The organism is Micromonospora sp. NPDC057141 (assembly GCF_042670805.1).
Taxonomy (GTDB): domain Bacteria; phylum Actinomycetota; class Actinomycetes; order Mycobacteriales; family Micromonosporaceae; genus Micromonospora.
Genome location: NZ_JBHUVA010000003.1, coordinates 55,942 through 78,546, shown reverse-complemented (window position 1 = coordinate 78,546; position 22,605 = coordinate 55,942). Strand labels below are relative to the sequence as shown.

20 protein-coding genes and 1 pseudogene are annotated in these 22,605 nt (G+C 72.5%); 11 read left to right on the top strand and 10 right to left on the bottom strand.

Annotation, left to right across the window (positions count from 1 at the left end; translation table 11 throughout):
* Nucleotides 1–64 precede the first annotated feature (64 nt).
* The 5 genes from ACFT41_RS03795 to ACFT41_RS03775 are packed head-to-tail and all read right to left on the bottom strand — an operon-like array spanning nucleotide 65 to nucleotide 6,633.
* Entirely contained in the window at nucleotides 65–1,057 is a 993-nt protein-coding gene (locus ACFT41_RS03795) for an ABC transporter ATP-binding protein (protein ID WP_377585641.1), read from the bottom strand.
* A complete protein-coding gene (locus tag ACFT41_RS03790; protein ID WP_377585638.1) occupies nucleotides 1,054–2,085 on the bottom strand; it encodes an ABC transporter ATP-binding protein in 1,032 nt (343 codons plus the stop codon). Before ACFT41_RS03790 ends, ACFT41_RS03795 begins: the two co-directional genes overlap by 4 nt.
* Nucleotides 2,082–2,975, bottom strand: coding sequence for an ABC transporter permease (locus ACFT41_RS03785; RefSeq protein WP_377585635.1), 894 nt, complete (start codon nucleotides 2,973–2,975; stop codon nucleotides 2,082–2,084). The genes ACFT41_RS03790 and ACFT41_RS03785 overlap by 4 nt, the downstream gene beginning before the upstream one ends.
* On the bottom strand, nucleotides 2,972–3,952 hold the full coding sequence (locus ACFT41_RS03780) for an ABC transporter permease (RefSeq protein ID WP_377585632.1): 981 nt from the start codon (nucleotides 3,950–3,952) through the stop codon (nucleotides 2,972–2,974). The genes ACFT41_RS03785 and ACFT41_RS03780 overlap by 4 nt, the downstream gene beginning before the upstream one ends.
* The gene (locus ACFT41_RS03775; RefSeq protein WP_377585629.1) at nucleotides 3,949–6,633 is read right to left on the bottom strand and encodes a family 78 glycoside hydrolase catalytic domain; all 2,685 of its coding nucleotides are present in this window, start codon (nucleotides 6,631–6,633) and stop codon (nucleotides 3,949–3,951) included. Before ACFT41_RS03775 ends, ACFT41_RS03780 begins: the two co-directional genes overlap by 4 nt.
* Nucleotides 6,634–7,054: 421 nt before the next feature.
* On the opposite strand from ACFT41_RS03775, the gene ACFT41_RS03770 reads away from it, so the two are divergent.
* Nucleotides 7,055–7,426, top strand: a complete 372-nt coding sequence (locus tag ACFT41_RS03770; protein WP_377585626.1) for an ArsR/SmtB family transcription factor — start codon at nucleotides 7,055–7,057, stop codon at nucleotides 7,424–7,426.
* Nucleotides 7,427–7,499: 73 nt separating this feature from the next.
* Here the strand turns inward: ACFT41_RS03770 and ACFT41_RS03765 are convergent, their stop codons facing one another.
* Entirely contained in the window at nucleotides 7,500–7,751 is a 252-nt protein-coding gene (locus tag ACFT41_RS03765; RefSeq protein WP_377585623.1) for a hypothetical protein, read from the bottom strand.
* Nucleotides 7,752–7,901: 150 nt separating this feature from the next.
* Between ACFT41_RS03765 and ACFT41_RS03760 the strand changes: the two are divergent.
* Nucleotides 7,902–8,006 (top strand): annotated as a pseudogene (locus tag ACFT41_RS03760) (winged helix-turn-helix domain-containing protein); the annotation flags it as partial.
* 26 nt (nucleotides 8,007–8,032) lie between these two features.
* Here the strand turns inward: ACFT41_RS03760 and ACFT41_RS03755 are convergent.
* Nucleotides 8,033–8,701 (bottom strand): GntR family transcriptional regulator, encoded by a 669-nt coding sequence (locus tag ACFT41_RS03755; protein WP_377585620.1) that lies wholly within the window; start codon nucleotides 8,699–8,701, stop codon nucleotides 8,033–8,035.
* Between the two features lie 177 nt (nucleotides 8,702–8,878).
* Between ACFT41_RS03755 and ACFT41_RS03750 the strand changes: the two genes are divergently transcribed.
* Genes ACFT41_RS03750 through ACFT41_RS03710 form a run of 9 tightly spaced genes read left to right on the top strand, consistent with a single transcriptional unit; the run spans nucleotide 8,879 to nucleotide 19,654 of the window.
* The gene (locus ACFT41_RS03750; RefSeq protein WP_377585617.1) at nucleotides 8,879–10,510 is read left to right on the top strand and encodes an ABC transporter substrate-binding protein; all 1,632 of its coding nucleotides are present in this window, start codon (nucleotides 8,879–8,881) and stop codon (nucleotides 10,508–10,510) included.
* Between the two features lie 3 nt (nucleotides 10,511–10,513).
* Entirely contained in the window at nucleotides 10,514–11,404 is an 891-nt protein-coding gene (locus tag ACFT41_RS03745) for an ABC transporter permease (RefSeq protein WP_377585615.1), read from the top strand.
* 3 nt (nucleotides 11,405–11,407) lie between these two features.
* Nucleotides 11,408–12,367, top strand: a complete 960-nt coding sequence (locus ACFT41_RS03740; protein ID WP_377585612.1) for an ABC transporter permease — start codon at nucleotides 11,408–11,410, stop codon at nucleotides 12,365–12,367.
* Nucleotides 12,364–13,323, top strand: coding sequence for an ABC transporter ATP-binding protein (locus tag ACFT41_RS03735; RefSeq protein ID WP_377585610.1), 960 nt, complete (start codon nucleotides 12,364–12,366; stop codon nucleotides 13,321–13,323). The genes ACFT41_RS03740 and ACFT41_RS03735 overlap by 4 nt, the downstream gene beginning before the upstream one ends.
* Nucleotides 13,320–14,123: an ATP-binding cassette domain-containing protein gene (locus tag ACFT41_RS03730; RefSeq protein WP_377585607.1), complete on the top strand. Its 804-nt coding sequence runs from the start codon at nucleotides 13,320–13,322 to the stop codon at nucleotides 14,121–14,123. Before ACFT41_RS03735 ends, ACFT41_RS03730 begins: the two co-directional genes overlap by 4 nt.
* Nucleotides 14,120–15,592, top strand: a complete 1,473-nt coding sequence (locus tag ACFT41_RS03725) for a carboxylesterase family protein (protein ID WP_377585605.1) — start codon at nucleotides 14,120–14,122, stop codon at nucleotides 15,590–15,592. The genes ACFT41_RS03730 and ACFT41_RS03725 overlap by 4 nt, the downstream gene beginning before the upstream one ends.
* The gene (locus tag ACFT41_RS03720; protein WP_377585602.1) at nucleotides 15,589–17,007 is read left to right on the top strand and encodes an acyclic terpene utilization AtuA family protein; all 1,419 of its coding nucleotides are present in this window, start codon (nucleotides 15,589–15,591) and stop codon (nucleotides 17,005–17,007) included. Before ACFT41_RS03725 ends, ACFT41_RS03720 begins: the two co-directional genes overlap by 4 nt.
* Entirely contained in the window at nucleotides 17,004–17,381 is a 378-nt protein-coding gene (locus ACFT41_RS03715; protein WP_377585600.1) for a hypothetical protein, read from the top strand. Before ACFT41_RS03720 ends, ACFT41_RS03715 begins: the two co-directional genes overlap by 4 nt.
* Nucleotides 17,378–19,654 (top strand): glycoside hydrolase family 3 C-terminal domain-containing protein, encoded by a 2,277-nt coding sequence (locus ACFT41_RS03710; protein ID WP_377585597.1) that lies wholly within the window; start codon nucleotides 17,378–17,380, stop codon nucleotides 19,652–19,654. Before ACFT41_RS03715 ends, ACFT41_RS03710 begins: the two co-directional genes overlap by 4 nt.
* 14 nt (nucleotides 19,655–19,668) lie before the next feature.
* On the opposite strand, the gene ACFT41_RS03705 is transcribed toward ACFT41_RS03710, so the two are convergent.
* The 3 genes from ACFT41_RS03705 to ACFT41_RS03695 are packed head-to-tail and all read right to left on the bottom strand — an operon-like array spanning nucleotide 19,669 to nucleotide 22,487.
* Nucleotides 19,669–20,808, bottom strand: a complete 1,140-nt coding sequence (locus ACFT41_RS03705) for a PucR family transcriptional regulator (RefSeq protein WP_377585594.1) — start codon at nucleotides 20,806–20,808, stop codon at nucleotides 19,669–19,671.
* Nucleotides 20,795–21,583 (bottom strand): ABC transporter permease subunit, encoded by a 789-nt coding sequence (locus tag ACFT41_RS03700; RefSeq protein ID WP_377585591.1) that lies wholly within the window; start codon nucleotides 21,581–21,583, stop codon nucleotides 20,795–20,797. Before ACFT41_RS03700 ends, ACFT41_RS03705 begins: the two co-directional genes overlap by 14 nt.
* Nucleotides 21,561–22,487: an ABC transporter ATP-binding protein gene (locus ACFT41_RS03695; protein WP_377585588.1), complete on the bottom strand. Its 927-nt coding sequence runs from the start codon at nucleotides 22,485–22,487 to the stop codon at nucleotides 21,561–21,563. Before ACFT41_RS03695 ends, ACFT41_RS03700 begins: the two co-directional genes overlap by 23 nt.
* Nucleotides 22,488–22,605: the final 118 nt, after the last annotated feature.

The window sequence follows — 22,605 nt, the reverse complement described above, 5'->3', positions numbered from 1 at the left end:
GTAACGGTCGTGGACAGCGGCGAAACCGTGTCGCGAGCCAGCCGGGCAGCCCCGGTGAGGTGGGTCAGACCGTGGCCGACGGTGTCGGCGCGACACGCGGTGTGGTGGCTGGGAGGGGATGGACACAGGCCACCTCGTGCCGCGGCGCGAGCTCCCGCAGCGGAGGTGACGACGTGGTGCAGGTGGTGGTCACCGACGGGCACAGCGCGGCGAACCGGCAGCCGCTCAACTGACGGCCGTCGACGTCCTCGACGCCCGGGGTGGGCTGGATCCTGGGCACCCGACCGGTGGACAGGTCCAGGGTCGGTACGGAGTCCTGCAGCATGACGGAGTAGGGGTGGCGTGGATCGTGGGCGATGTCGAGGGCGCTGCCCTGTTCCACCACCCGGCCGGCGTACATGACCGCCGTGCGGTCACACAGGGACGCGACGACGCCCAGGTCGTGCGAGATGAACAGCATCGCCAGCCCTTGCTCGGCGCGCAGTTCGGCCAGCAGTTCCAGGATCTGGGCCTGGATCGAGACGTCCAGCGCGGAGACCGGCTCGTCGCAGACGAGGATCTCCGGGCGCAGGATGGTGGCCCGGGCGATCGCCGCGCGCTGGCACTGGCCGCCGGAGACCTCCCGGGGCCGGCGGTGGGCCAGTTGCTCGGTGATGCCCACCCGGTCCAGTTCGGCGAGGGCTCGTCGGCGGCGCTCGGCGGGGGTGCCGTGCCCGTGCACCCGCAGCGGCTCGGCGACCGAGTCGAGCAGGGACCGCTTCGGGTTGAACGACGCCGCCGGGTTCTGGAAGATCGCCTGTACGGATCTGCGCAGCCGGCGGTCGTGGCGGCGCACCGGTTCGCCGTGCAGCAGCAGGGTGCCGCCGCTGAGCGGGACGAGGCCCAGCATGGCCCGGGCGGTCGTGGACTTGCCGCAGCCCGACTCGCCCACCAGTCCGAGGATCTCGCCCCGGTGCAGTTGCACCGAGACCTGCGAGACGGCGTCGACCGGGCCGGTGCCGTACCGGACCGAGCCGTGCTGGAGTTCGAACACCGGGGTGCTCTGCCGGGTGGTCATTCGACCGCCTCCCTGTCCTGGCGCGGCGTGGCCACCGCGTCGGCCGCCGGCCCGCCGGGGTGCCAGCAGGCGAACTCGTGCCCGGCCCGCGCCGCGCGCGCGGTCATCGGCGGCTGTGCCGTCCGGCACCGGTCGGACGCGAAGCCGCACCGGGGCGCGAACCGGCAGCCGGGCGGCGGGTCCAGCAGGTTCGGCGGCAGCCCCGGAATCGGCCTGGGCAGAATCTGCCGGGCCACGTCGGCCTGCGGGATCGCGGCCATGAGTGCGCTGGTGTAGCGCATGCCCGGGCTGGCGAAGACGTCCGTGACGGGACCGCGCTCGGCGATCCGGCCGGCGTACATCACCGCCACCCGGTCGGTGTGCCGGCCCACCACGCCCAGGTCGTGGCTCACCATGACCAGCCCGATGCCGAACTCCCGGCACAGGTCGTCGAACAGGTCGAGGATGCGGGCCTGCACGGTGACGTCCAGGGCGGTCGTGGGCTCGTCCGCGAAGATCAGCTTGGGTCGGCAGGCGATGGCCATCGCGATCGCCACCCGCTGTCGCATCCCACCGGACAGCTCGTGGGCGCGGGCCCGGGCCCGCTGCGCCGCCAACGGGATGCCCACCGTCTCGAGCAGCTCGACGGCCCGGGTGGCGGCCTGCCGGCGCGTCACCCGGGGGTCGCGCCGCACCGCCTCGGCGATCTGCTCCCCGATCGGGGTGATGGGGTGCAGTGCGCTGAGCGGATCCTGGAACACCATGGCGACCTCCCGGCCCCACAGGGCCCGGCGGCGGCGCTCGCTCAGGTCGAGCACGGGGTGGCCGGCGAGCTGGACCCGGCCGGTGACCCGGGCCGCCCGGGTACGGGTGAGGCCCATCGCCGTACGCGCCAGGACGCTCTTGCCCGAGCCGGACTCCCCGACGATCCCCAGCCGTTCGCCGAGGCCCAGGTCGAGGCTGACCTGGTCGACCGCGCGCACCGGGCCGGTCGGGGTCGGGAACTCCACCACGAGGTCACGGATGCTCAGCAGGGCGTCACCGGTCATCGCACACCGCCCGTCACGGCGTCCGCCCCGGACAGGAACCGGTCGGCGAGCAGGTTCAGGCTGAGGATCGTCAGCAGCATGAACGCCGCCGGCACCACGACCAGCAACGGATCGTTCGCGATGAAGGACCGGCCAAGATTGATCATGCTTCCCCACGATGGTTGGGGCGAGGGCACGCCCAGGCCCAGAAAGCTCAGACCGCCCTCGATGAGAATCGCGGTGCCGATGCTGACCAGCGCGTACGCCAGCACCGCCGCGCGGATGTTCGGCAGCACGTCCCGCCACAGGATGGACCGGGCCGGCGTACCGATCACCAGGCTGGCCTCCACGTACTCCCGACCGGCCACGGCCAGGGTCTGCGCCTTGGCCAGCCGGATGAACACCGGTGTCATCGGCACGGTGATCGCGAGCAGCACGTTGGTGATCGAGGCACCGAGGAACGACGCCAGGGCGAGGGCGAGGATGAGGCCCGGAAAGGCCAGGATCACGTCCACCACGAACGAGACGACCGCGTCGAGCCGGCCGCGCAGGTAACCCGCCAGCATGCCCAGCGGCACCCCGACGACCGCTGCGGCGGCGACCGACCCGAAGCCGATCACCAGCGAGACCCGGGCCCCGGACAGCGCCCGCGCGAGCAGATCGCGGCCGTAGTTGTCCGTGCCGAGCAGGTGCGCGGCGGACGGCCCGCTCAGCCGGTCGGCGGCGGCCATCGTCTGGTCGTCCAGGCCGAGCACGGTCGGCAGCAACAGCATCGACAGGACCAGCAGCACCAGCCAGACCATCGACAGCAGGTCGGTCAGTCGCCACCGCCGGCCACGCCGCGCCGGGACGGACGGTGTCGACGGGGTGGCCCCGGTGGCCGGCGCCGTGGGTTCGACGTCGAGGCTCATCGGGTCACCGCCCGGGTGTGCGCCCGCAGCCGCGGGTCGATCAGCCCGTAGATCAGGTCGACCGCCGCGTTGATCAGCACGAACGCGGCGGCGATCACCAGCACCAGGCCCTGCACCTCCGCGTAGTCGCGGGCGCTGACCGAGTGCGCGAGTTCGGCACCGAGCCCGGGGAGACTGAACAGGGTCTCCACGATCACGTCCGATCCGATGAGCACCCCCACCGTGACGCCGACGGAGGTGGTGAGGTTGAGCAGGCTCGGCCGGAAGGCGTGCCGCATGGCGGCGCGGATCGGCGAGATGCCCTTGGCCCGGGCCACCTGCATGAACTCCTGGCCGTACGTCTCGACCAGATCGGCGCGCAGCACGCGCTGGTAGAGCGCGAACGGTGCGGCGGCCAGCGTGAGCGAGGGCAGCAGCAGGGAGCCGAAGTGCTGCCCGACACCCGCGCTGACCGGGACGTATCCGTTCGCCGGATAGAGCCCGAGCTGGACCGCGAACACCCAGATCAGGACGAATCCGATGACGAAGTTGGGCGTCGACAGGACGGTGAAGACCCACAGGCTCATCCCCCGGTCGAGCGCCGAGCCACGCCGGGCCGCGGCCGCCACGGCTGCGGGAATCGCGGCGGCGATCGCGATCAGTTGACTGAGGACGATCAGCTCGATCGTGACCGGGGCCCGGTCGGCGATGATCCGGGCGACCGTCTGGTTGGTCGCGTAGGACCGGCCGAGGTCGCCCTGCAACGCGTTGCCGAGCCAGCTGAGGAAGCGCTCCAGGAACGGCCGGTCCAGCCCGAGCTGGTCGCGCAGCGCGGCGACCGCCTGCGGCGACCCGGACTCGCCGAGGATGGCCTGGGCGGGGTCGCCGGGCAGCAGGCTGAGACTGAGGAAGCAGAGCAGCGACACCACGAACAGGACCGCCGCAAGCCGGACGATCTTCACAAGCGCGGTACGGGCCATCGGCCAGCTCGGGATCATGACGCGACCAGCCCGTGCACGACGACGGTGTGCCGGCCGGGACCGAGCCGCAGCTCGGCGGCACCGGCGTCGCCGCCCTGGCCGGCCAGGGCGAGCCGGGCCCCGGCCGGCGCCCGTACGATCGCGTGGGCGGTCGCGGGAACCCGCAGCTCGTGTTCGACCACGTCGCCCGACCACCGCCACGCGCTGCTGATCGGGCCCACCGGGCTGTCGTAGGACGCTCGGGCCCAGCCGAGCGCGGTGGAGTACGCCGCCCGCACCGTGATCTCCCCGGTCCAGGTGGTCTCGGTGGCGTCGATTCCGGCGACGTGCTCGAACAGGAACCGGCCCACGGCGCCGAGCGCGCAGTGGTTGAAGGAGTTCATCTCGGCCGTGGCGAGGGCGCCGTCGGGCCGGATGCCGTCCCACTTCTCCCAGATCGTGGTCGCCCCCTGGTCGACCATGTAGAGCCAGCCGGGCATCTGGTCGCGGAGCAGGAGCTCGAGCGCGAAGTCCGCGTGCCCGTGGGCGCAGAGCACGGGCAGCACGTGCTCCACGCCGTGGATGCCGGTGGTGACGTGACCGGCACGCTCGATGGCGGCGCGCAGCCGGTCCGCGGCGGCCCGGGCCTCGGCGCCGGTGAGCAGCCCGTACCCCACCGCCTGCGCGTACGCCGTCTGGGTCGCGTCGTCGACGCCGCCGGCCGCGAGCGGGAACGCGGTGCGGTACGCGTCGCGGATCTCCGCCGCCCGATCCGCCAGCCGGGCCGCCTCCCGGTCCTTGCCCAGCCAGGCCGCGATCTGGGCGAGCTGGACGAAGGAGCGGTAGCTGTGCGCGGTGTCGGCGATGGCGGTCGGGGTGGTCGAGTAGGCGCCGGTGTAGGCGTAGCCCGGATGGAACGCCAGGCCCTCCCGTTCCGGGAGCGACAGCCAGTCGCCGAAGTCGGCACCGACCTCGTTGACCCGCAGCCCGGCCGGGTTGGCGCGGTCCACGTGGTCGAGGAAGCGGACCATCGACGCGAACAGCCGCTCGGCGGTCGGCAGGTCGCCGTAGCGCTGCACGAGCAGGTGGACGAGGCGGATGAAGCCGTCGGACCAGCCGGGCGCGCCGGGCCGCAGGGTGGCGGGCGGAATCGCCGGGGCGTAGTTGCGGATCTCCCCGTCCGGGCCCTGGGTGTCCGCCGCGTCCCGCGCGAACTTCGCCAGGAAGGCGGAGACGTCGAAGTGGTAGGCGGCGGTCGGCCCGATCGCCCCGGCGTCCCCCAGCCAGCCGAGCCGCTCGTCGCGCTGGGGGCAGTCGGTGGCCACCTCGAGGAAGTTGTCCCGGACGGTCCACTCCACGTTGCGCGCGAGGCGGGTCAGGCGCTCGTCGGAGCAGGTGAACTCGCCGACCGCGCGGGGCAGCCCGGTGACGGACACCGCCTCGATCGAGGTGTCGGGCAGCAGGGCGAAGTTGTGGTATGGCAGTTGGCTGGGCAGTCCCCAGACCTCCGCGTAGCGGAACCCGTGCATGGTGAACGACGTCGCGAGCTCGTGCGGTCCGGCGTCGGGCACCACGAAGCGGTCCTCCTGGAAAGCCCCGCGCAGGTTGTCGCGGTAGACGAGCCGCTCGGGAGTCAGGATCTCGCCGTGGCGCACGATCAACTCGACCGACGGCAGGCATTTCGTGGTGAGCTTCGTCCAACCGACCAGGTTCTGCCCGAAGTCGAAGACGGCGGGGCCCCGCGCGTGCGCGTGCACGAGCCGACCGGTGTGCACCTGGTAGGCGGTGATCGAGTCGTGGGGCTGCGGCTCGACCGGGGGCGTGCCACCGTCGAACGGTTCGGCCGACGCCCACCCGGTGTCGTCGAAGCCGGCCAGCCGCCAGCCCACCGGTTCCTGCCGCAGGTCCTGGGACTCACCGCGCAACAGGTCCGTCGCCTGGAGCGCCCCGTGCCCGGCGCGCCAACCGGCACCGGTCGAGGCGACCGGCCTGCCGTCGATCTCCAGTTGGGCCAGCAGCGCCGGCCGGTCGCCGTAGAAGCCGGGCTCGCGCAGCAGGCCGAGGCGTCCGGCGTACCAGCCGTTGGCCAGCACGACTGCCAGGGTGTTACGGCCCGGACGCAGCGCCGTCCCGCAGTCGAAGGTCTGGTGGTGGACCCGGGTGCGGTAGTCCGTCCAACCGGGGCGGTACAGCGCGTCGCCGGTCAGTTCGACGTCGTTGAGCCACAGCCGGTACAGACCGAGCGCGCTGGCGTACACCCGGGCGGTACCCACCTCGTCGACGTCGAACTCGTGTCGCAGGTAGGGGCAGGGATCCCAGCTCTCCCGCCGGTAGGTGGGTACGGGTGCGCTGATCCAAGCGGCTGACCAGTCCGTCGGTTCGGTCAGCCCGACCTCGAAGGTGGCCGTGGCACTGCTGACCGGCTGGCCGGAGCGGTCGGTGGCGGTGACCCGCCAGTAGCGGCGGTCGCGCGAGGCCAGGGCCGGCCCCCCGTACACAGTCCAGGGCCGGGCGCAGGTGGTCGACCAGGCGAGGTCCGTGCCCGACTCGACCGCCTGCCGGGACGCCGCCACCGAGACCCGGAATCCGCGATCCGGGTCGGTCTCGGCATCCCACGGCACCGACCAGGACAGGTGCGGCGCTGCGCCGGGCGCACCGAGTGGCGCGATCCGCCCACCGACCCGCAGCCCATGCGGCCCGCACCCCGGCTCGGCGCTCACTGTGCGCCGGCCGATGTCAGTAGTTGGCGCCGATTGTTAACAGGGATTTTGCACACGCCCGGCATCGTCTGCCAGCTCAGACCTGCCTGTCAAGGATAAGAACACAAGTTCATATATATGAACCTCCTGCCCCGCCTCTCGCTGACCAGCACATACGCGAACTTCCGCCTGAATGTCGTCCGCGCACCGCGACCGGAGCCGCGAGCGCCTCGGCGGGATCCAACGCCTTGGCGGATCCAACCCGAGTGCCCACCGACGCAGGGGCGGCGATGTCGGCGATCGCGGCCTTCGCCGCCACAGCCGGGCTACGCGGACCCGCGCCGGGTCCGATCGCCGGCACAGCCGGGACGGGGCATCACCCGCGAACCTGCGGCGACCGGGGTTCCGGTTCTACCGCCCGATCGATGGCATCGGTGCGACGATGAGGGGCGTGGGAACTCCGAGAACTTCCGCGCCTGCCGTCTCGCCGCTCACCGGCGAGCCGATCAAGCGCGCCGACGCCGAACGACTCGCGGGAGTGCTGAAGGCGTTCGCCGACCCGGCCCGGCTGCGGCTGCTCAGCCTGATCCAGTCCGCCCCGGGGGGCGAGGCATCCGTCAGTGACCTCACCGCGCCGCTCGGGCTCTCCCAGCCGACCGTGAGTCACCACCTCCGGATCCTCACCGAGGCCGGCCTGCTCGAACGCGAGAAGCGCGGCGTCTGGGCGTACTACCGCCTGGTGCCGTCCGCGATCGCGGCGATCGCCGACCTGTTGACCCCGCCCCGCAAGCGGGCGACGAGGAAGGCCCGCTGAGCGGGGACCTCGCACCTGGCACCGACGAGGCTCGGCCGGGCAGCCCAGCCCACCCCTGACCTTGCCCGGGTCGTCAGCCGAGGTTCTCGTGCACATGGTCACGGGAGGCGATGAACCGCTCGACCGGATCGCCGATCATCTGCCACGGCCACTCGGTGACCACCCCGTCGAGCAACGCGAACGCGTGCCAGGCGGCGTCGAACTCCTCCGCCAGTTCCAAGGCCATCGCGAAGGTCGCCACCCGGGCATAGAGGCCGAGGGCCTCCGCGCCGACGTCCACGTTGGTGGAGCCGTTCAGGATCACCGAGCCGCCGTCGTTGAGCACAGGCGGGGCCTTCTGAACGGTAAACGGGGTGCCGCGGACGTTGATGCCACTCCCCGGAGCTGATCCTGCGCCTCCGCGCTGGCCCGCCGCAAGCCGGACGCCCGCGCCCCGGACTCTGCGCGGCCAGGATCGAGCTCGACCCGGTGCGCCGAGAACGCCGACCCGTTCACCAACACGGTCACCGTGACGGTGGGTCGGCTGCGCCGCAAACTCGGCAGTCCACCGGTGATCGCGACGACGCCGGGAATCGGCTAGCGGATCGCCTGAGACTCCAGCCGCAGCTAGGTGCCGAGCAGGGCGGTCAGGTCGAGGGTGGCCGGGTCCCGGGGATTGACCCGGGCTGCGGTCAGGTGGTCGCGGGCGGTGGTGAGGTGCTGGTGGATCAGCGCGGCGAGCTGCCCGGCGTCGCCGCGCTGCACGGCGTCGACCATCTCGCGGTGTTCCTGGATCGCGGCCTGCCGACCGCCGAGCTTCTCGATGTTCTCCTGGGAATAGGGCTGGGTGAGCGCCAACAGGTTGGCGCAGACCCGGCGGGCGTGCGGCCTACTGGCGAGGTCGTACAGCTTGAGGTGGAACTCGTAGTTGAGGCGCAGCCAGGTGGCCGTGGTGTCGGTGACGGCCATTTCGTCGGAGAGCCTACGCAGCACCACAATGTCGCGGCCCCGGGCCTCCTCGACGATCGCCGGGGCGAGGGTCGGCTCCAGGGTGATCCGCAGGTCGTAGATGTCGCGCAGGTCCTCCAGCGTGAGCTGGCGGACCGACGCCCGCCCGCCGGTCGCCATCTCCACGAGCCCCTCGCTGGCGAGGATGCGGAGCGCCTCGCGCACCGGGTTGCGGCTGACCTCGAAACGGCGGGCGAGGTCTTCCTGCACGAGGAGGCTGCCGGGCGGGATGACCTTCTCCCGGATGGCGCGGCGCAACGTCTCGGCCATCTGCTCAGGTGTCGCCATGGTGTTCGTCTCCTCCTGCGGCCGCCGTCGTGGCCGGTTCGTTTCCGGCTCGTTACTTGACAGCCCTTGCTGTGATCCGCCTTACTGTACCCGCTGTCCTCGCTGTCCTCGCCGAGGACAACACGGTCAGTCAGGTCGTGACGCGCAGAGACTGCGCCAGATGGGATGTGAAGAATCGTGTTCAGAAATTCATCCCGGGCTCCGGCGGACGGGTGTCCGTCGCGGTCGCCACGGAGCCGAACAGCCCTCGCCGCCCTGCTCGGCGGCCTCCTCACGCTGACCGCGTGCAGCGGCGGCGGCACCCCGACCACCGCCGCCTCCGGGCCCTCCACACGCGGCGGCACCCCCCAGGCCGGCGGGACCCTGACGGTCGCGCTCTCCTCGATCCCCCCGGTCATCGACCCCTACGCGACCACGCTCCAGGCCAACTGGCAGACCGCCCGGAACGTGTGCGAGCCACTGTTCGACATCTCGACGAAGTTCGAGGTCAAGCCCGTCCTCGTCGACACCTTCAGCTACGACCGCAACGTGACGTACACGGTGAAGCTGCGCTCGGGCGTGACCTTCCACAACGGCGCGGCCCTGACCGCGGCGGACGCGGTGGCCAGCATCCAGCGCTTCCTGCTCACCCCCGGCAACGGCGCGCTGCTCGCGAACAACCTGGCCTCGGTCGAGGCGAGCGGCGACCTGGAGCTGACCCTGACCCTGAAGCAGCCCAGCGCGATCGTGCCGACGCTGCTGACCACCGCGTACGTCATGCCCGCCTCGGTGCAGTCCGACCGCCCGATCACCGAGCCCGCCAACGACCTGATCTGCACCGGCCCGTACAAGCTCGCCTCGTACCAGGCCGACCGCGAGATCCAGCTCGTCCGCTACGACGGGTACGCAGCCCGCGACGAGGCCGGCGACGGCCCCACCGGCAAGAAGGTCGCGTACGCCGACAAGATCGTCTTCACGCCGATGCCGGAGAGCTCGGCGCAGGTGCAGGCGGTGCAGACCGGGGCCGTCGACGTGACCTCGGCCCTGCCGTTGGACACCTACCAGCCCCTGAGCGGCTCCACCACCGCCGTTCCGGTGCTGCTCAGCGCACTGAGCGGCTCGACGGTGGTGTTCAACAAGGCCAAGGGCGTGATGGCCAACGTGAAGATGCGCCAGGCGTTCCTCGCCGCGCTCGACCAGACCCAGATCATGGGCGCCGGCTTCGGCAACCCGGAGTTCTACGAGCTCGACGGCAGCATCATCCCCAAGGTCAACACGACCTTCCACGCCACACAGGGCACCGAGGCCTACAACAAGCCGGACACCGCGAAGGTGACCCAGCTGCTCAAGGAAGCCGGCTACGACGGCACCCCGGTGCGCTGGATGACCACCAAGGCCGACCCCACCTGGTACGGGCCGGTGGAGCCGGCGGTGCAGCTGCTCAAGACCGCCGGCATCAACGTCGACCTGCAGGTGATGGACCAGGCGTCGCTCATCCAGCGCCGCACCGATCCGACCGGGTTCGACCTGTTCTCCTCCGGCATCCCCACCTACGCCGACCCGCTGCTGCTGCCGTACCTCCAGGACGCCTTCCCCGGGGCGTGGACCAACCCGGAGAAGAACGCGCTGCTGACCAAGCTGGCCAACGAACCGGACCAGGCCAAGCGAGTCCAGCTCTGGGGCCAGTTGCAGGCGCTGATCTACACCGACGTGCCGTTCCTCAAGTTCGGCACCACCCGTCCGCTGCTGGCGGTCTCACAGCGGACCCACTTCGACAACGCCGACGCCCTGATGGGCGGCTACTACAACGTCTGGATCCAGGGTTCCTGACCCATGACCACGCACCTCGACACTCCGTCACAGGGCGCCGTAGCGGAGCCGACCGTCGGCCCGCACCGCTACGGCGCCCTGCGTCAGGCGCTGCGCCGGCCGTCGATCCTCGTCGCCGTCTCCCTGTTCGCCCTGGTGGTGGCGACCGCCTTGGTCGGCCCGATGGTCGCTGGGGATCCCAACGCCTTCGACGCCCTGCAACGGTTGCGGGCCCCCGGCCCCGGACATCCCTTCGGCACCGACAACCTCGGCCGCGACGTGGCCACCCGGGTCCTCTACGGCGGTCGGGCCTCACTCACCGTCGGCTTCGCCGTCGGCCTGCTCAGCGTCACCGTCGGCGCGCTGGTCGGCATCGCGGCGGCGATGTTCCGTCCGGTCGACCTGATCGTGATGCGAGTGGTCGACGGCATCATGTCGTTCCCCGTCATCGTCCTGGCCCTGTCGATGATGGCGATCCTCGGCCCCGGGCTGAACACGGTGGTGACCAGCCTGACCATCGTGCTGGTGCCCTCGGTGGCCCGGGTGGTCCGCGGCCGGGCCCTGGTGGTCTCGCAGCTACCGATGATCGACGCGGCCCGGATGGTCGGCGCGGGACGCTGGCGGATCATGCGCACCTACGTGCTGCCGCACTGCCTCACGCCGGTCCTGGTGCAGGCCGCCATCGTCTTCACCACGGCGGTGCTCATCGAGTCGGCGCTGAGCTTCATCGGCGCGGGCCTGCCCCCGGACGTGCCGAGCTGGGGCGCGAGCCTCGCCGAATCCCGCAACTATCTGCAGACCGCCTGGTGGATGTGGTTGTTCCCCGGGCTGGCCCTACTGCTCACCGTGCTGTCGGCGAACGTCGTGATCGACGGGGTGCGCGACATCCTCGACCCGCTCGGCGAAAGGAGGTGACCCGTGCTGACGTACCTCGTCAAGCGCCTGTTGGCCCTGTTGCCGACCGCGCTGGTGCCGGTCGTCATGGTCTTCGTCATCATCCGCCTGGCGCCGGGTGACCCGGCCGCCCAGATCCTCGGCGACCAGGCGACCCCCGAGCAGGTGGCCGCGCTGCGCCACCAGCTCGGCCTGGACGCCGCGCTGCTCGCCCAGTTCGGCGCCTTCCTGCGGAAACTGGTCACGCTGGACCTCGGCGACAGCCTCTTCCTGCACGAGCCGGTCCGGGACCTCATCCCCGGGTACGCCGCCGTCACCCTGGAGATCGGCCTGCTGAGCCTGGCGCTGTCCACGGTCGGGGGCATGGCGATCGGGATGGTCGCCGCGTTCCGCCGGGGCCGGCCCGACGGTCGCATCGCCAGCGCGGTGGGCATCATCGGGATCTCCATCCCGCAGTTCTGGTTCGGCCTGCTGCTGGTCGTGGTGTTCGCGGTGCAGGTACGCGCCTTCCCCGTCAGCGGCTATCGCACCTGGTCCGAGGGGGTGGGCCCGCACCTGCAGGCGATCTTCCTGCCCGCTCTCACGCTCGCGTTGGCGCAGCTCGGCATCGTCAGCCGGATGGTCAGCTCCAGCATCGTCGACGTGCTGCACGAGCCGTTCGTGACCACCGCCCGCTCGCTCGGCGTGCGGCCGGCGCGGATCCGTACGGCGCACGTCATGCGCGTCGTCTCGGTGGAGATCCTCACGATCATGGGGCTGCTGCTGGCGACCGTACTCTCCGGCAGCGTCGTCGTGGAGAACATCTTCGGCATCCCCGGCATGGGCCGGCTGCTCTTCGACGCCGTCGGCCGCCGCGACTACGACGTCATCCAGGGCGTGGTGCTCTTCGTGGGCATCTTCATCATCGTCGTCAACCTCGCCGTCGACGTGCTGTACGCGGTCGTCGACCCGAGGGTCAGGTACGGAAAGGCGGCCGACAGGTGAACGCCACCAGCACCACGGATCCGTCGGGCGCGCTGCTGACCGTCCGGGGCCTCGGCGTCGACATCGCCGGGCGGGGTCCCTTCGCCGCGGTCCGGGACGTCGACCTCACCGTCGACGCCGGGGAGTCACTCGCGCTGGTCGGCGAGTCCGGCTCGGGTAAGACGGTGACCGCCTCGGCCGTCGCAGGGCTGCTGCCGCCGAACCTGACGGCGACCGGCTCGGTCACCTTCGCCGGCGAGGAGCTCGTCGGCATGCCGGCGGCCCGGCGCCGCGAGCTCGCCGGCCGGCACATCGGCTTCGTCTTCCAGGAACCGATGTCCGCGCTGCACCCGATCCTCACCGTCGGCCAGCAGCTCTCCGAGGCCCTCGACGCGCACTTCGAGCTGTCCCGGGCGCAGCGGCGGGAGCGGATCGCCGAACTTCTCGACCTGGTCGGGCTCGGCGACGGGCGGGACATCGCCCGCTACCGGGTCGGTCAGCTCTCCGGCGGGATGCGGCAACGGGTGATGATCGCCATGGCGATCTCCTGCCGCCCCCGGCTGCTGATCGCCGACGAGCCGACGACCGCCCTGGACGTCACCCTGCAGAAGCAGGTGATGGGCCTGCTGACCTCGTTGCAGCGACAGCTCGGTCTCGCGCTGGTCCTGATCACCCACGACCTTGCCGTGGTCAGCGAGACCTGCGAGCGGGTGGCCGTGATGTACGCCGGTGAGCTGGTCGAGACCGGCCGTACCCGGACGGTCCTGCACGGGCCGCGACACGACTACACCCGGGCTCTGCTGGAGGCGATCCCCCGCATCGGCGACACCCGTCGCCGGTTGCCCACGGTCGCCACCACCGCCCGCGACCTGCGCGACGAACGCGCTCTCCCGGCCGACCGGCGCACCCCCAGCCGCCTGGTCGAGGAGGCGCCCGGGCACTGGGTACGCCGCGACGGAGAAGGGACCGACCGATGACCCCCCTGATCGAGGTGACCGGCCTGAACAAGGTCTTCACCGCCGGCTCGCTGTTCACCCGCCGCAGGGTGCACGCCGTACGGGACGTCTCCTTCACCCTCGGCGCCGGAGAGACGTACGGGCTGGTCGGCGAGTCGGGCAGCGGGAAGTCCACGGTCGCCCGGCTGATCGCCCGGCTCGACACGCCGGCGTCCGGCACGATCCGGCTGGACGGCCGGGACGTCGCCGGGGCGAGGGGCCGGGAGTTGGCCCGGCTGCGCCGCGACGTGCAGATGGTCTTCCAGGACCCGTACGGCGCGCTCAACCCCCGGATGACCGTCCGGGATCTGGTCTACGAGCCGTGGCGGATCCACCGGCTGCACACCCCGGCGCAGCGCCGGGGTCGTCTGGACCGGCTGCTGGACCAGGTGGGGCTCCCCCGCTGGGCGGCCGACCGCAAGCCGGTCGAGTTCTCCGGCGGGCAACGGCAGCGGATCATGATCGCCCGTGCCCTGGCGCTGGAGCCCCGGCTGCTCATCGCCGACGAGCCGGTTTCCGCGCTGGACGTCTCGGTGCAGGCGCAGGTGCTCAACGTCTTCAAGGACCTGCGGGACGAACTCGGGCTGGCCTGCCTGTTCATTTCGCACGACCTGTCGGTGGTGGAGTTCGTCAGCGACCGGATCGGGGTGATGTACCGGGGCGAGCTGATCGAGCAGGGCCGGCCCGCCGACGTCTACCGGGCTCCGGCGACGGACTACACCCGCCGGCTGCTGGACGCCATCCCCCGCATCGCCGACCCGGCCGCCGAGGCGGCCTCGTGAGCACCGCGGCCACCTGCCGGGTCCGCACGGCGGCCGGCGACCTCGCGGGAACCACCACCGACGGGGTACGGGTCTTCCACGCCGTACCGTACGCCGCGCCCCCGGTCGGCGCGCTGCGCTGGCGCTCGCCGCGACCGGCGGCCCCGTGGCCCGGCGTCCGGGACGCGACAACCCCCGGACCCGCGCCGGTCCAGCCGGCCTCGCCCTGGCTGCCCGGCCTGCGCACCGACGAGGACTGCCTGCACCTGTCGGTCTGGGCGCCCGAGGAGCCGGGCCCCTGGCCGGTGGTGGTCTGGCTGTACGGCGGCGGGTTCGAGGGCGGCACGGCGGTCACCCCGGCCACCGACCCACACCACCTGGTACGCGACCAGCGGGTGGTGGTCGTCGCGCCCAACTACCGGGTCGGTGCCCTCGGCTTCGCCGAACTCGCCCACCACGGGGCGGCCCTGGCCGAGGCGACGAACCTCGGTCTGCGCGACATCGTGGCCGCGCTGGCCTGGGTGGCCACCGCCATCGAGGCGTTCGGCGGCCGACCCGACCAGGTCACCGTCATGGGGCAGAGCGCCGGAGCGTTCCTCGCCGCCGCCCTGCCGGCTGCCCCGTCCGCCGCCGGGCTGTTCCACCGGCTCGCCCTCTTCTCCGGTGGGGCCTCCCGGCTGGTGCCGCCGCAACGGGCCCGGGAGTTGGGCGACGCGTTCCTCGCCCGGCTCGGCGCAACGCCGCTCGCCGCGTCGACTGACGCGGTGCTCGCCGCACAGGCGACGGTGGTGGCCACCGACATCGGCGCGCGCAACGGCCCGCGACCGCGCAGCTTCGGCGTCGTGCTGAACCCGACGGTCCTCGACGGCCACCCGATGCCGGCGGCGGTGGCCGCGACGGCGGTGCCCATGCTGCTGGCCACCACCACCGAAGAGGTGGCCACCCTGCGCGGCACCGGTCCGTTCGCGCCCGGCGGGCTGGCCGGGGTCGTCGACGAGGTGACCTCCTGGGGCGTGGCCCCGGACCGCGCCGCCGGCATCGTCGCCCACTACGCCGCCGGCCGCAGCCCCGAGCAGGCCCGGGAGGCGCTGCTCACCGACTACGTCTACCGGCTGCCGGCGCTGCGGCTGGCCGCCGCCCGGGCAACGGCCGGTGGCCGGACCTGGCTGTGTGCCTTCGGCCGCTGCCCGAGCCTGGGCCCGGTCGCCGGGCACGGCACCGAGACGCCGCTGCTCTTCGGCACCACCGAGGACCCGACGGTCCACCGGTTCTTCGGCTACCACCCCGAGGGCGCGACGACCCGCCGTGACCTCAGCCGCCGGTTCCGGGCGCACCTCGGCGCGTTCGCACACACCGGCGACCCGGGCTGGGCGCCGGTGGCGGCGCCACCCGAGTCGACCGGGCTGCTGCTCGCCGCGGACCAGTTCCGCGCCGGGCAGGACCTCAGCGCCGGCCGGCGCGACCTCTGGGAAGGCATCGAACGCCCATGACGACCACAGCACCGGCCGGCACGGCCACCCCGGCCCGGCACGACAGCACCACCCCGATCCGGCACGACCGCGCCAGCACGTACCGGATCGCGGTCGGCGCCGGATTCGCCGGCGACCGGTACGAGCCCGCCGAGCACCTGGCCCGGCGGGGTGACGTCGACGCGCTGGTCTTCGAGTGCCTCGCCGAACGGACCATCGCCCTCGCCCAGCAGGGGCTGCGGCGCGGCACCGCGCCCGGGTACGACCCCCGGATCCTGCGCCGGCTGCGGGGCAGCCTGGCCCCGGTCGTCGAGGGCGGCGGCCTGGTCGTCACCAACGCCGGGGTCGCCAACCCGCTCGGCGCGGCGCGGGCGGTCCGGGACCTCGCCCGGGACCTCGGCCTGCGTGACCTCCCGGTCGCCGCGGTGACCGGCGACGACGTGCTGGACCGCCTGGTGCTCGACGAGTGCCCGGTGCTCGGCACCGACTCCACCCTGGACGAGTTCCGGGACCGCATCGTGTCGGCCAACGCCTACACCGGAGCGGCCGGGATCGCCGAGGCGATCCGTGCCGGCGCGCGGGTGGTGCTCGCCGGGCGTACCGCCGACGCGGCGCTGTTTCTCGCCCCGCTCGCCGTGCGGTTCGGGTGGGATCTCGACGGGGGCGGCGCACCGGTCGCCAACGGCCTGCTCGTCGGGCACCTGCTGGAGTGCGGCGGCCAGCTCACCGGCGGCTACTACGCCGACGGCCCGCGCAAGACGGTCCCGGACCTGGCCCGTCTCGGGTTCCCGTACGCCGACGTCACGGCCGACGGCCACGCCGTGTACCGCAAGCTCCCGGGCACCGGTGGCCGCCTCGACACCTCCACCGTCGTGGAGCAGCTGCTCTACGAGATCGAGGACCCGCAGCGCTACGTCACGCCGGACGGCGTGCTCGACCTGACCGGGGTCAGCGTCGGTGAGGTGGGTCCCGACGAGGTCACCGCGTACGGCGCCACCATCGTCGACCGACCGGAGCAGCTGAAGGTGAGCGTCGGCATCGACGACGGGTTCCTGGCCTCCGCCGGGATCGTCTACGCCGGCACCGGCTGCCGGTCCCGGGCCGAACTGGCGGCCCGGGTCATCGCCGAACGCTGGGTCGAGGTGCACGGTCGACCGGCCGGCGAGCTGACCTTCGACCTGGTCGGGTTGACCAGCGCCCGGCCGTTCTGGCAGCCGGGTGACGGTCCGGAGCCGCCCGAGGTGTGGCTGCGGGCCTCCGCCCGGACCTGGTCCCGGCAGGACGCCGCGATCCTCGGCGAGGAGATGGAGGCGCTGTACACCAACGGCCCGGCCGGTGGCGGCGGGGTCACCTCCCAGGTCCGTGAGACGGTCGGGGTGGTCTCGACCCTCGTCCCCCGGTCCCAGGTGGAGACGACGATCGAGGTGCTGGCGTGACGGACACGACGAGACGGTTGTGGGACATCGCCCATGCCCGGGCCGGCGACAAGGGCGACAGTTCGATCCTGCTGCTGCGCGCCTACCCGGGTGAGGACTTCGACACCCTCGCCGCCGTGCTGACCGTGGCCCGGGTCGCCCAGCACTTCCGGGTGCCCGCCGACGCCGTGTCGATCACACCGGTGCCCGGCCTGTCGGCGCTGACCGTGGTGGTGCGGGGCGGGTTGGCCGGCGGGGTCACCCGGTCGCCCCGGGTCGACCCGCACGGCAAGACGTTCTCCGGGCACCTGCTCGACCTGCGGGTGCCCTGGCCCGCCCCGGACCGCCCGACGAGCGACCCGGACCGCCCGACGACCGGCACGGAGGAATCGTGACCGACCTGGACATCGCCCGGCTGCTCGCCGAGTTGACCCTGCCGGAGAAGGCCGCGCTGCTCGGCGGCTCGGACTTCTGGCACACCACGGCCGTCGAACGGCGCGGTGTGCCAGCGGTGATGCTCACCGACGGCCCACACGGGCTGCGCAAGCAGTCCTCCGCCGCCGACCACCTCGGCCTGGCCGACAGCGTGCCGGCGACCTGCTTCCCGCCGGCCGCCGGCCTGGCCTCGACCTGGAACACCGAGCTGGTGACCAGGGTCGGTGTCGCGCTCGGCCGGGAGTGCCGGGCCGAGGGGGTCGCGGTGCTGCTCGGTCCCGGCGTCAACATGAAACGGTCGCCGCTGTGCGGACGCAACTTCGAGTACTTCGCCGAGGACCCGGTGCTCGCCGGTGAGCTGGGCGCCGCCCTGGTCGCCGGAATCCAGTCGCAGGGTGTCGGCGCGTCGGTGAAGCACTTCGCCGCCAACAACCAGGAGACCGACCGGATGACCGTCTCGGCCGAGGTCGACGAGCGGACGCTGCGGGAGATCTACCTGCCCGCGTTCGAGCGGATCGTCACCCGCGCCCGGCCGTGGACGGTGATGTGCTCCTACAACAGGATCAACGGAGTGTACGCGTCGGAGCACCGCTGGCTGCTGACCGACGTGCTGCGCGACGAGTGGGGGTTCGACGGCCTGGTCGTGTCGGACTGGGGTGCGGTGAACGAGCGGGACCGCGCCGTACACGCCGGCCTGGACCTGGAGATGCCCGCCTCGGGCGGCGTCGGCGCCACCCGGATCGTCGAGGCCGTCCGCTCCGGCGCGCTCGACGAGGCGGCCGTCGACCTCGCGGTGACCCGGGTGCTGCGGCTACTCGAGCGGGTGTCGCCCGGCCTGGCCGACCGCCGGCCGTACGACGCGGACGCCCACCACCGGCTGGCGCGGGAGGCGGCGACGCAGAGCGCCGTGCTGCTGCGCAACGAGGGCGGCCTGCTGCCGCTGGCGCGAACCGGCGGCCCCGTCGCGGTGATCGGCGAGATTGCGCGCACCCCCCGCTACCAGGGCGCCGGCAGCTCGCAGGTGAACCCGACGCGGCTGGACGACGCCCTGGCCGCGCTGCGGGCCGCGCTCGGCGGGAGGCGGGAGGTCACCTTCGCACCCGGGTACCGCCTCGACGCGGATCAACCGGACCCGGCGCTGGTCGAGGAGGCGGTGGCGCGGGCGCGCGGAGCAGCCGTCGCCGTGGTGTTCCTCGGGCTGCCGGCCAGCTACGAGTCCGAGGGGTACGACCGGGACTCACTGGAGCTGCCGCCGCACCAGGTGACGCTGGTCGAGCGGATCGCCGAGGTCAACGACAGCGTCGTGGTGGTGCTCGCCAACGGCGGGGTGGTCGCGGTGGAACCGTGGCACCGTCGGGTCCGGGCCGTGCTGGAGGGGTGGCTCCTCGGCCAGGCCGGCGGCGGGGCGATCGCCGACCTGCTGCTGGGCCGGGCCAACCCGTCCGGCCGGTTGGCCGAGACCATCCCGGTGCGCTACGCGGACAACCCGACCGTCGGCGCGTTCCCCGGCGAGAACGGCACCGTGCGCTACGGCGAGGGCCTGCTCATCGGCTACCGCTGGTACGACGCCCACGAGTTGCCGGTCGCCTACCCGTTCGGGCACGGGCTGTCCTACACCTCCTTCGCGTACGGGCGGACCCACGCCACGGTGCGCGGCACCGGGCAGCAGACCACGGTCGAGGTCGGTTGCGCCGTCACCAACACCGGCGACCGCGCCGGGTTCGAGGTCGTCCAGGTCTACGTAACCGCCAGGCACTCCTCGGTGTACCGGCCGCCGCAGGAGCTGAAGGCGTTCGTCAAGGTGTGGCTGGAGCCTGGCGAGACCGTCGCGGCCCGGGTGACGCTGACCGCCCGGGACCTCTCCTACTGGGACACCGCCCACCGGCGCTGGGTGATCGAGAGCGGCGACGTCGAGATCCGGGTCGGGGCCTCGTCGCGGGACATCCGCGCGACGGCCACGGTGGCGGTGGCCGGCGAGGACCTCACCCGGCCGGTGACCGTCGAGTCGCTGGCCGGGCAGTGGCTGGCCCACCCCGTCCTCGGTCCCCGGCTGGACACGGCGCTGCGCACCAGGCCCGACGCCTCGGGCCTCGGCGCGATGCTGGTCGGGGAGCAGGCCAACGAGATGATCCGGGCGATACCGCTGAACCGCCTCGTCCGTTTCCCCGGCTTCCCGGTCAGCGACGCGGAGGTGTCCGGGTGGCTGGCCGAGGCCGAGGCCGGGGAGCGGTAGCGCTCGCGCCGGACCTAGCCTGCTGTCCCGTCTGGCCAGCCGAGCAGTCGGGCGCCGAGTACGGCGGCGTGGAGGGTGAATCGTTGGGTGGGTTCGTTGGGGTGGTAGCCGGTCAGGTGGTGGATGCGGTCGAGGCGGTAGGTGACCGCGCGTACGGAAAGGTGCATCTGCCGGGCGGTGGCGGTGTGGTTGCCCTGGTTGTCGAAGAGCACGGTGAGGGTGTCCAGGTAGGGCTGGGCTCCCCCGCGGGCGGTGGTGAGCGGGCCGAGGACGGTGGTGACCAGGTCGGTGATGGCGTCGCGGTCGCGCAGCAGGACGGGGAAGACCAGCAGGTCGGCGGCGTGGAGCACGGGTGCGGTGAAGCCGAGTTTGCTGGCGTGGTCGAGGGCGTTGCGGGCCTCGTCGAGCGAGGCGACGAGGCCGTGCACGCCGGGGTGGGGGCGGCCGACGGCCACCTGCCAGCCGTCGGGGCCGAGTTCGGCCAGGAGCAGGTGCGCCAGTTCCGCCCCGATGCCCCGTAGGCCCCCGGCGCTGATGCACACCAGGCCGCCGTCGCGCAGGGTGGTGAGGGTGTTCCCTTCGCCGAAGCGGGCGGCGAGCGCCGCGTCGACGCGGTGGACGATGTCGGCGGTGAGGCGGGGCGTACGGGCGACCAGGACGGTGTGGGTGGCCGACAGGCGGATGCCGTAGCGGTGGGCGCGTTCGGCCAGCCTGCCCGGTTCCGCCCGACCGGTGAGCAGGTCGTTGACGAACGCGGCTCGTTCGGTGCCGTGGCGAACCAGCTCGGCCCTGGCTTGCCGAAGGTAGCCGTCCATGGCCGCCACCAGCACCGAATGGGCGGTTTCCAGCAGCGTCGCGGCGCGGGTACGGACGGCGGCGACGGTGTCGGTGGATTCGAGGGACGTGCTCCAGCAGAGGCGGGCAGCGGCGAACACCCCGTCGACAAGGTCATGTGGTTGCAGATCCTCGTCGGCGGCGCGGGCGCCCAGCCGGGCGGCAGCCTCGCCCCGCTGGCCGCCGGCCGGGACACGCAGGAGACCTTCGCAGCCTCGGGCCAGCCAGGTGTGATCGCCTCCGGGCCGCTCCTGCCGGGCGTGGTGGTGACCGTCCCCCGAGGGGCGGCGGTCACCACGGCGTGCTTCAGACACCGACATCGCGACGGTCGAACAGGAACACCCCGACGGCCGAGGTCACGGCGCCGACGCCCGCGAGGGTGAGCAGGTGAGCCGGGTGCCAGCCGGTGTGCAGCGGATCGGTGCCGATGAAGTAGTGGAACGGCGAGAGCCAACGCACCCACTGCCACCCGTCCGACATGCCACCGATGGCGTTGGCCAGGTAGGTGGTCACGGCGAGCCCACCGGTGACCGCCAGCACGCTGCCACGCCTTCCGGTAGCCGCGCCAGCGAGGAAGGCGACACCGGTGAAGCACCAGACCAGAGCGACCAGGCCCACTCCGGCGGCCGCGACATTGGACAGGGCAAGGTCCATACCCACCCAGCGAACGATGATCATCAAGAGGACCAACGGGACGGCCGCGACCGCCGTGACGGCGCTGCCCGTGGCCGCGAGGCGCTGGCCGGCGAAGGCGGTACGCGACAGCGGGTTGGCCAGCAGCAGCTCCATACCGCCGTCCTCCTCCGGCCGGGCGATCGTACGCGCGGTCAGCGTGATCGCGCACATGAGGACCAGCAGCGGCCCGACCAGGCTGAAAACCGTCGCCTGCAGGTAGCCGGCTGGCGAGAGCATGTCGGCTATGCCGAGGAAGTCCAGCATCTCCTGCGGCAGGGCGTCCTGTTTCAGCTGCGCCGCGCCCTGGAACTGGCTGTAGAAGGAGGTGTAGACGACGGTGAAGAGGGCGACGCCGGTGGCCCAGCCGACCAGCGCACGACGGTCGTCGCGCCAGGTCTTACGCACCAGTGCGGGAAACATCGCCGGCTCCTTCGGAGTGGTAGTAGAACGACAGGAACGTCTCTTCCAGGTCGGGCTCGGCCGACAGCATGTCCACGACGTCGTGTCGTGCCGCCGCCTTGATCAGCGGGTCGAGGCGGCCATCCACCGTGCACCGGAGCACCGGCCCGGACACCACCACGTCACCGACCCCGGGCAGGACGGTGAACTCCGCCGCCTCCACGGGATCACCGAAGTGGATCTCCACCGACCGGACGGCCCGCTTGCCGAGGGACTCCACCCGCTCGACCGCGGCCAGCCTCCCGTCGCGGACGATGGCGACCCGGTCGGCGGCGTGCTGCACCTCAGCGAGGACGTGGGATGACATGAACACGGTCTGGCCGGCGTCGCGGGCCTCGCGGACCATGGCCAGGAACTCCTGCTGCATCAGCGGGTCCAGGCCGCTGGTGGGCTCGTCCAGGATCAGCAGGGCCGGTCGGTGCATGAACGCCTGCACCAGGCCGACCTTCTGCTTGTTGCCCTTGCTCATCGTGCGTACCGGGCGGGACAGGTCCAGGTCGAGCCGCTCGGCCAGGTCGGTGACCTGCGACCAGGCCACGCCGCCCCGGGCGTCGGCAAGGAACCGCAGCAGGTCCTCGGCCTTCTCCCGGCCGGGGAACGCCAGTTCGCCGGGGAGGTAGCCGATCCGCCGGTGCAGGGCGGCCTTGTCCCGGCGCGGGTGAAGCCCGAGCACGGTCGCGCGGCCCGAGGTCGGACGCAGGAAGTCCAGCAGCAGCCGGATGGTGGTGGTCTTGCCCGCACCGTTGGGGCCGAGGAAGCCCATCACCTCCCCGACGCGGACCTCCAGGGTGAGCCCCTCGATGCCGCGACGTTGGCCGTAGAACTTCGTCAAGTCCTCGGCGCGCACGGCGATGTCGCTTGTCATGCCTCACATCGTGGCGCTGATGCCCGTCCACCATCCAGGGCGACACCCGGCCGAGATCGGGCAGCATGTCCTGCCGGACCCCGGCAATCAGCAAGGGCTGCTGCCCTGCGCCGAGGGG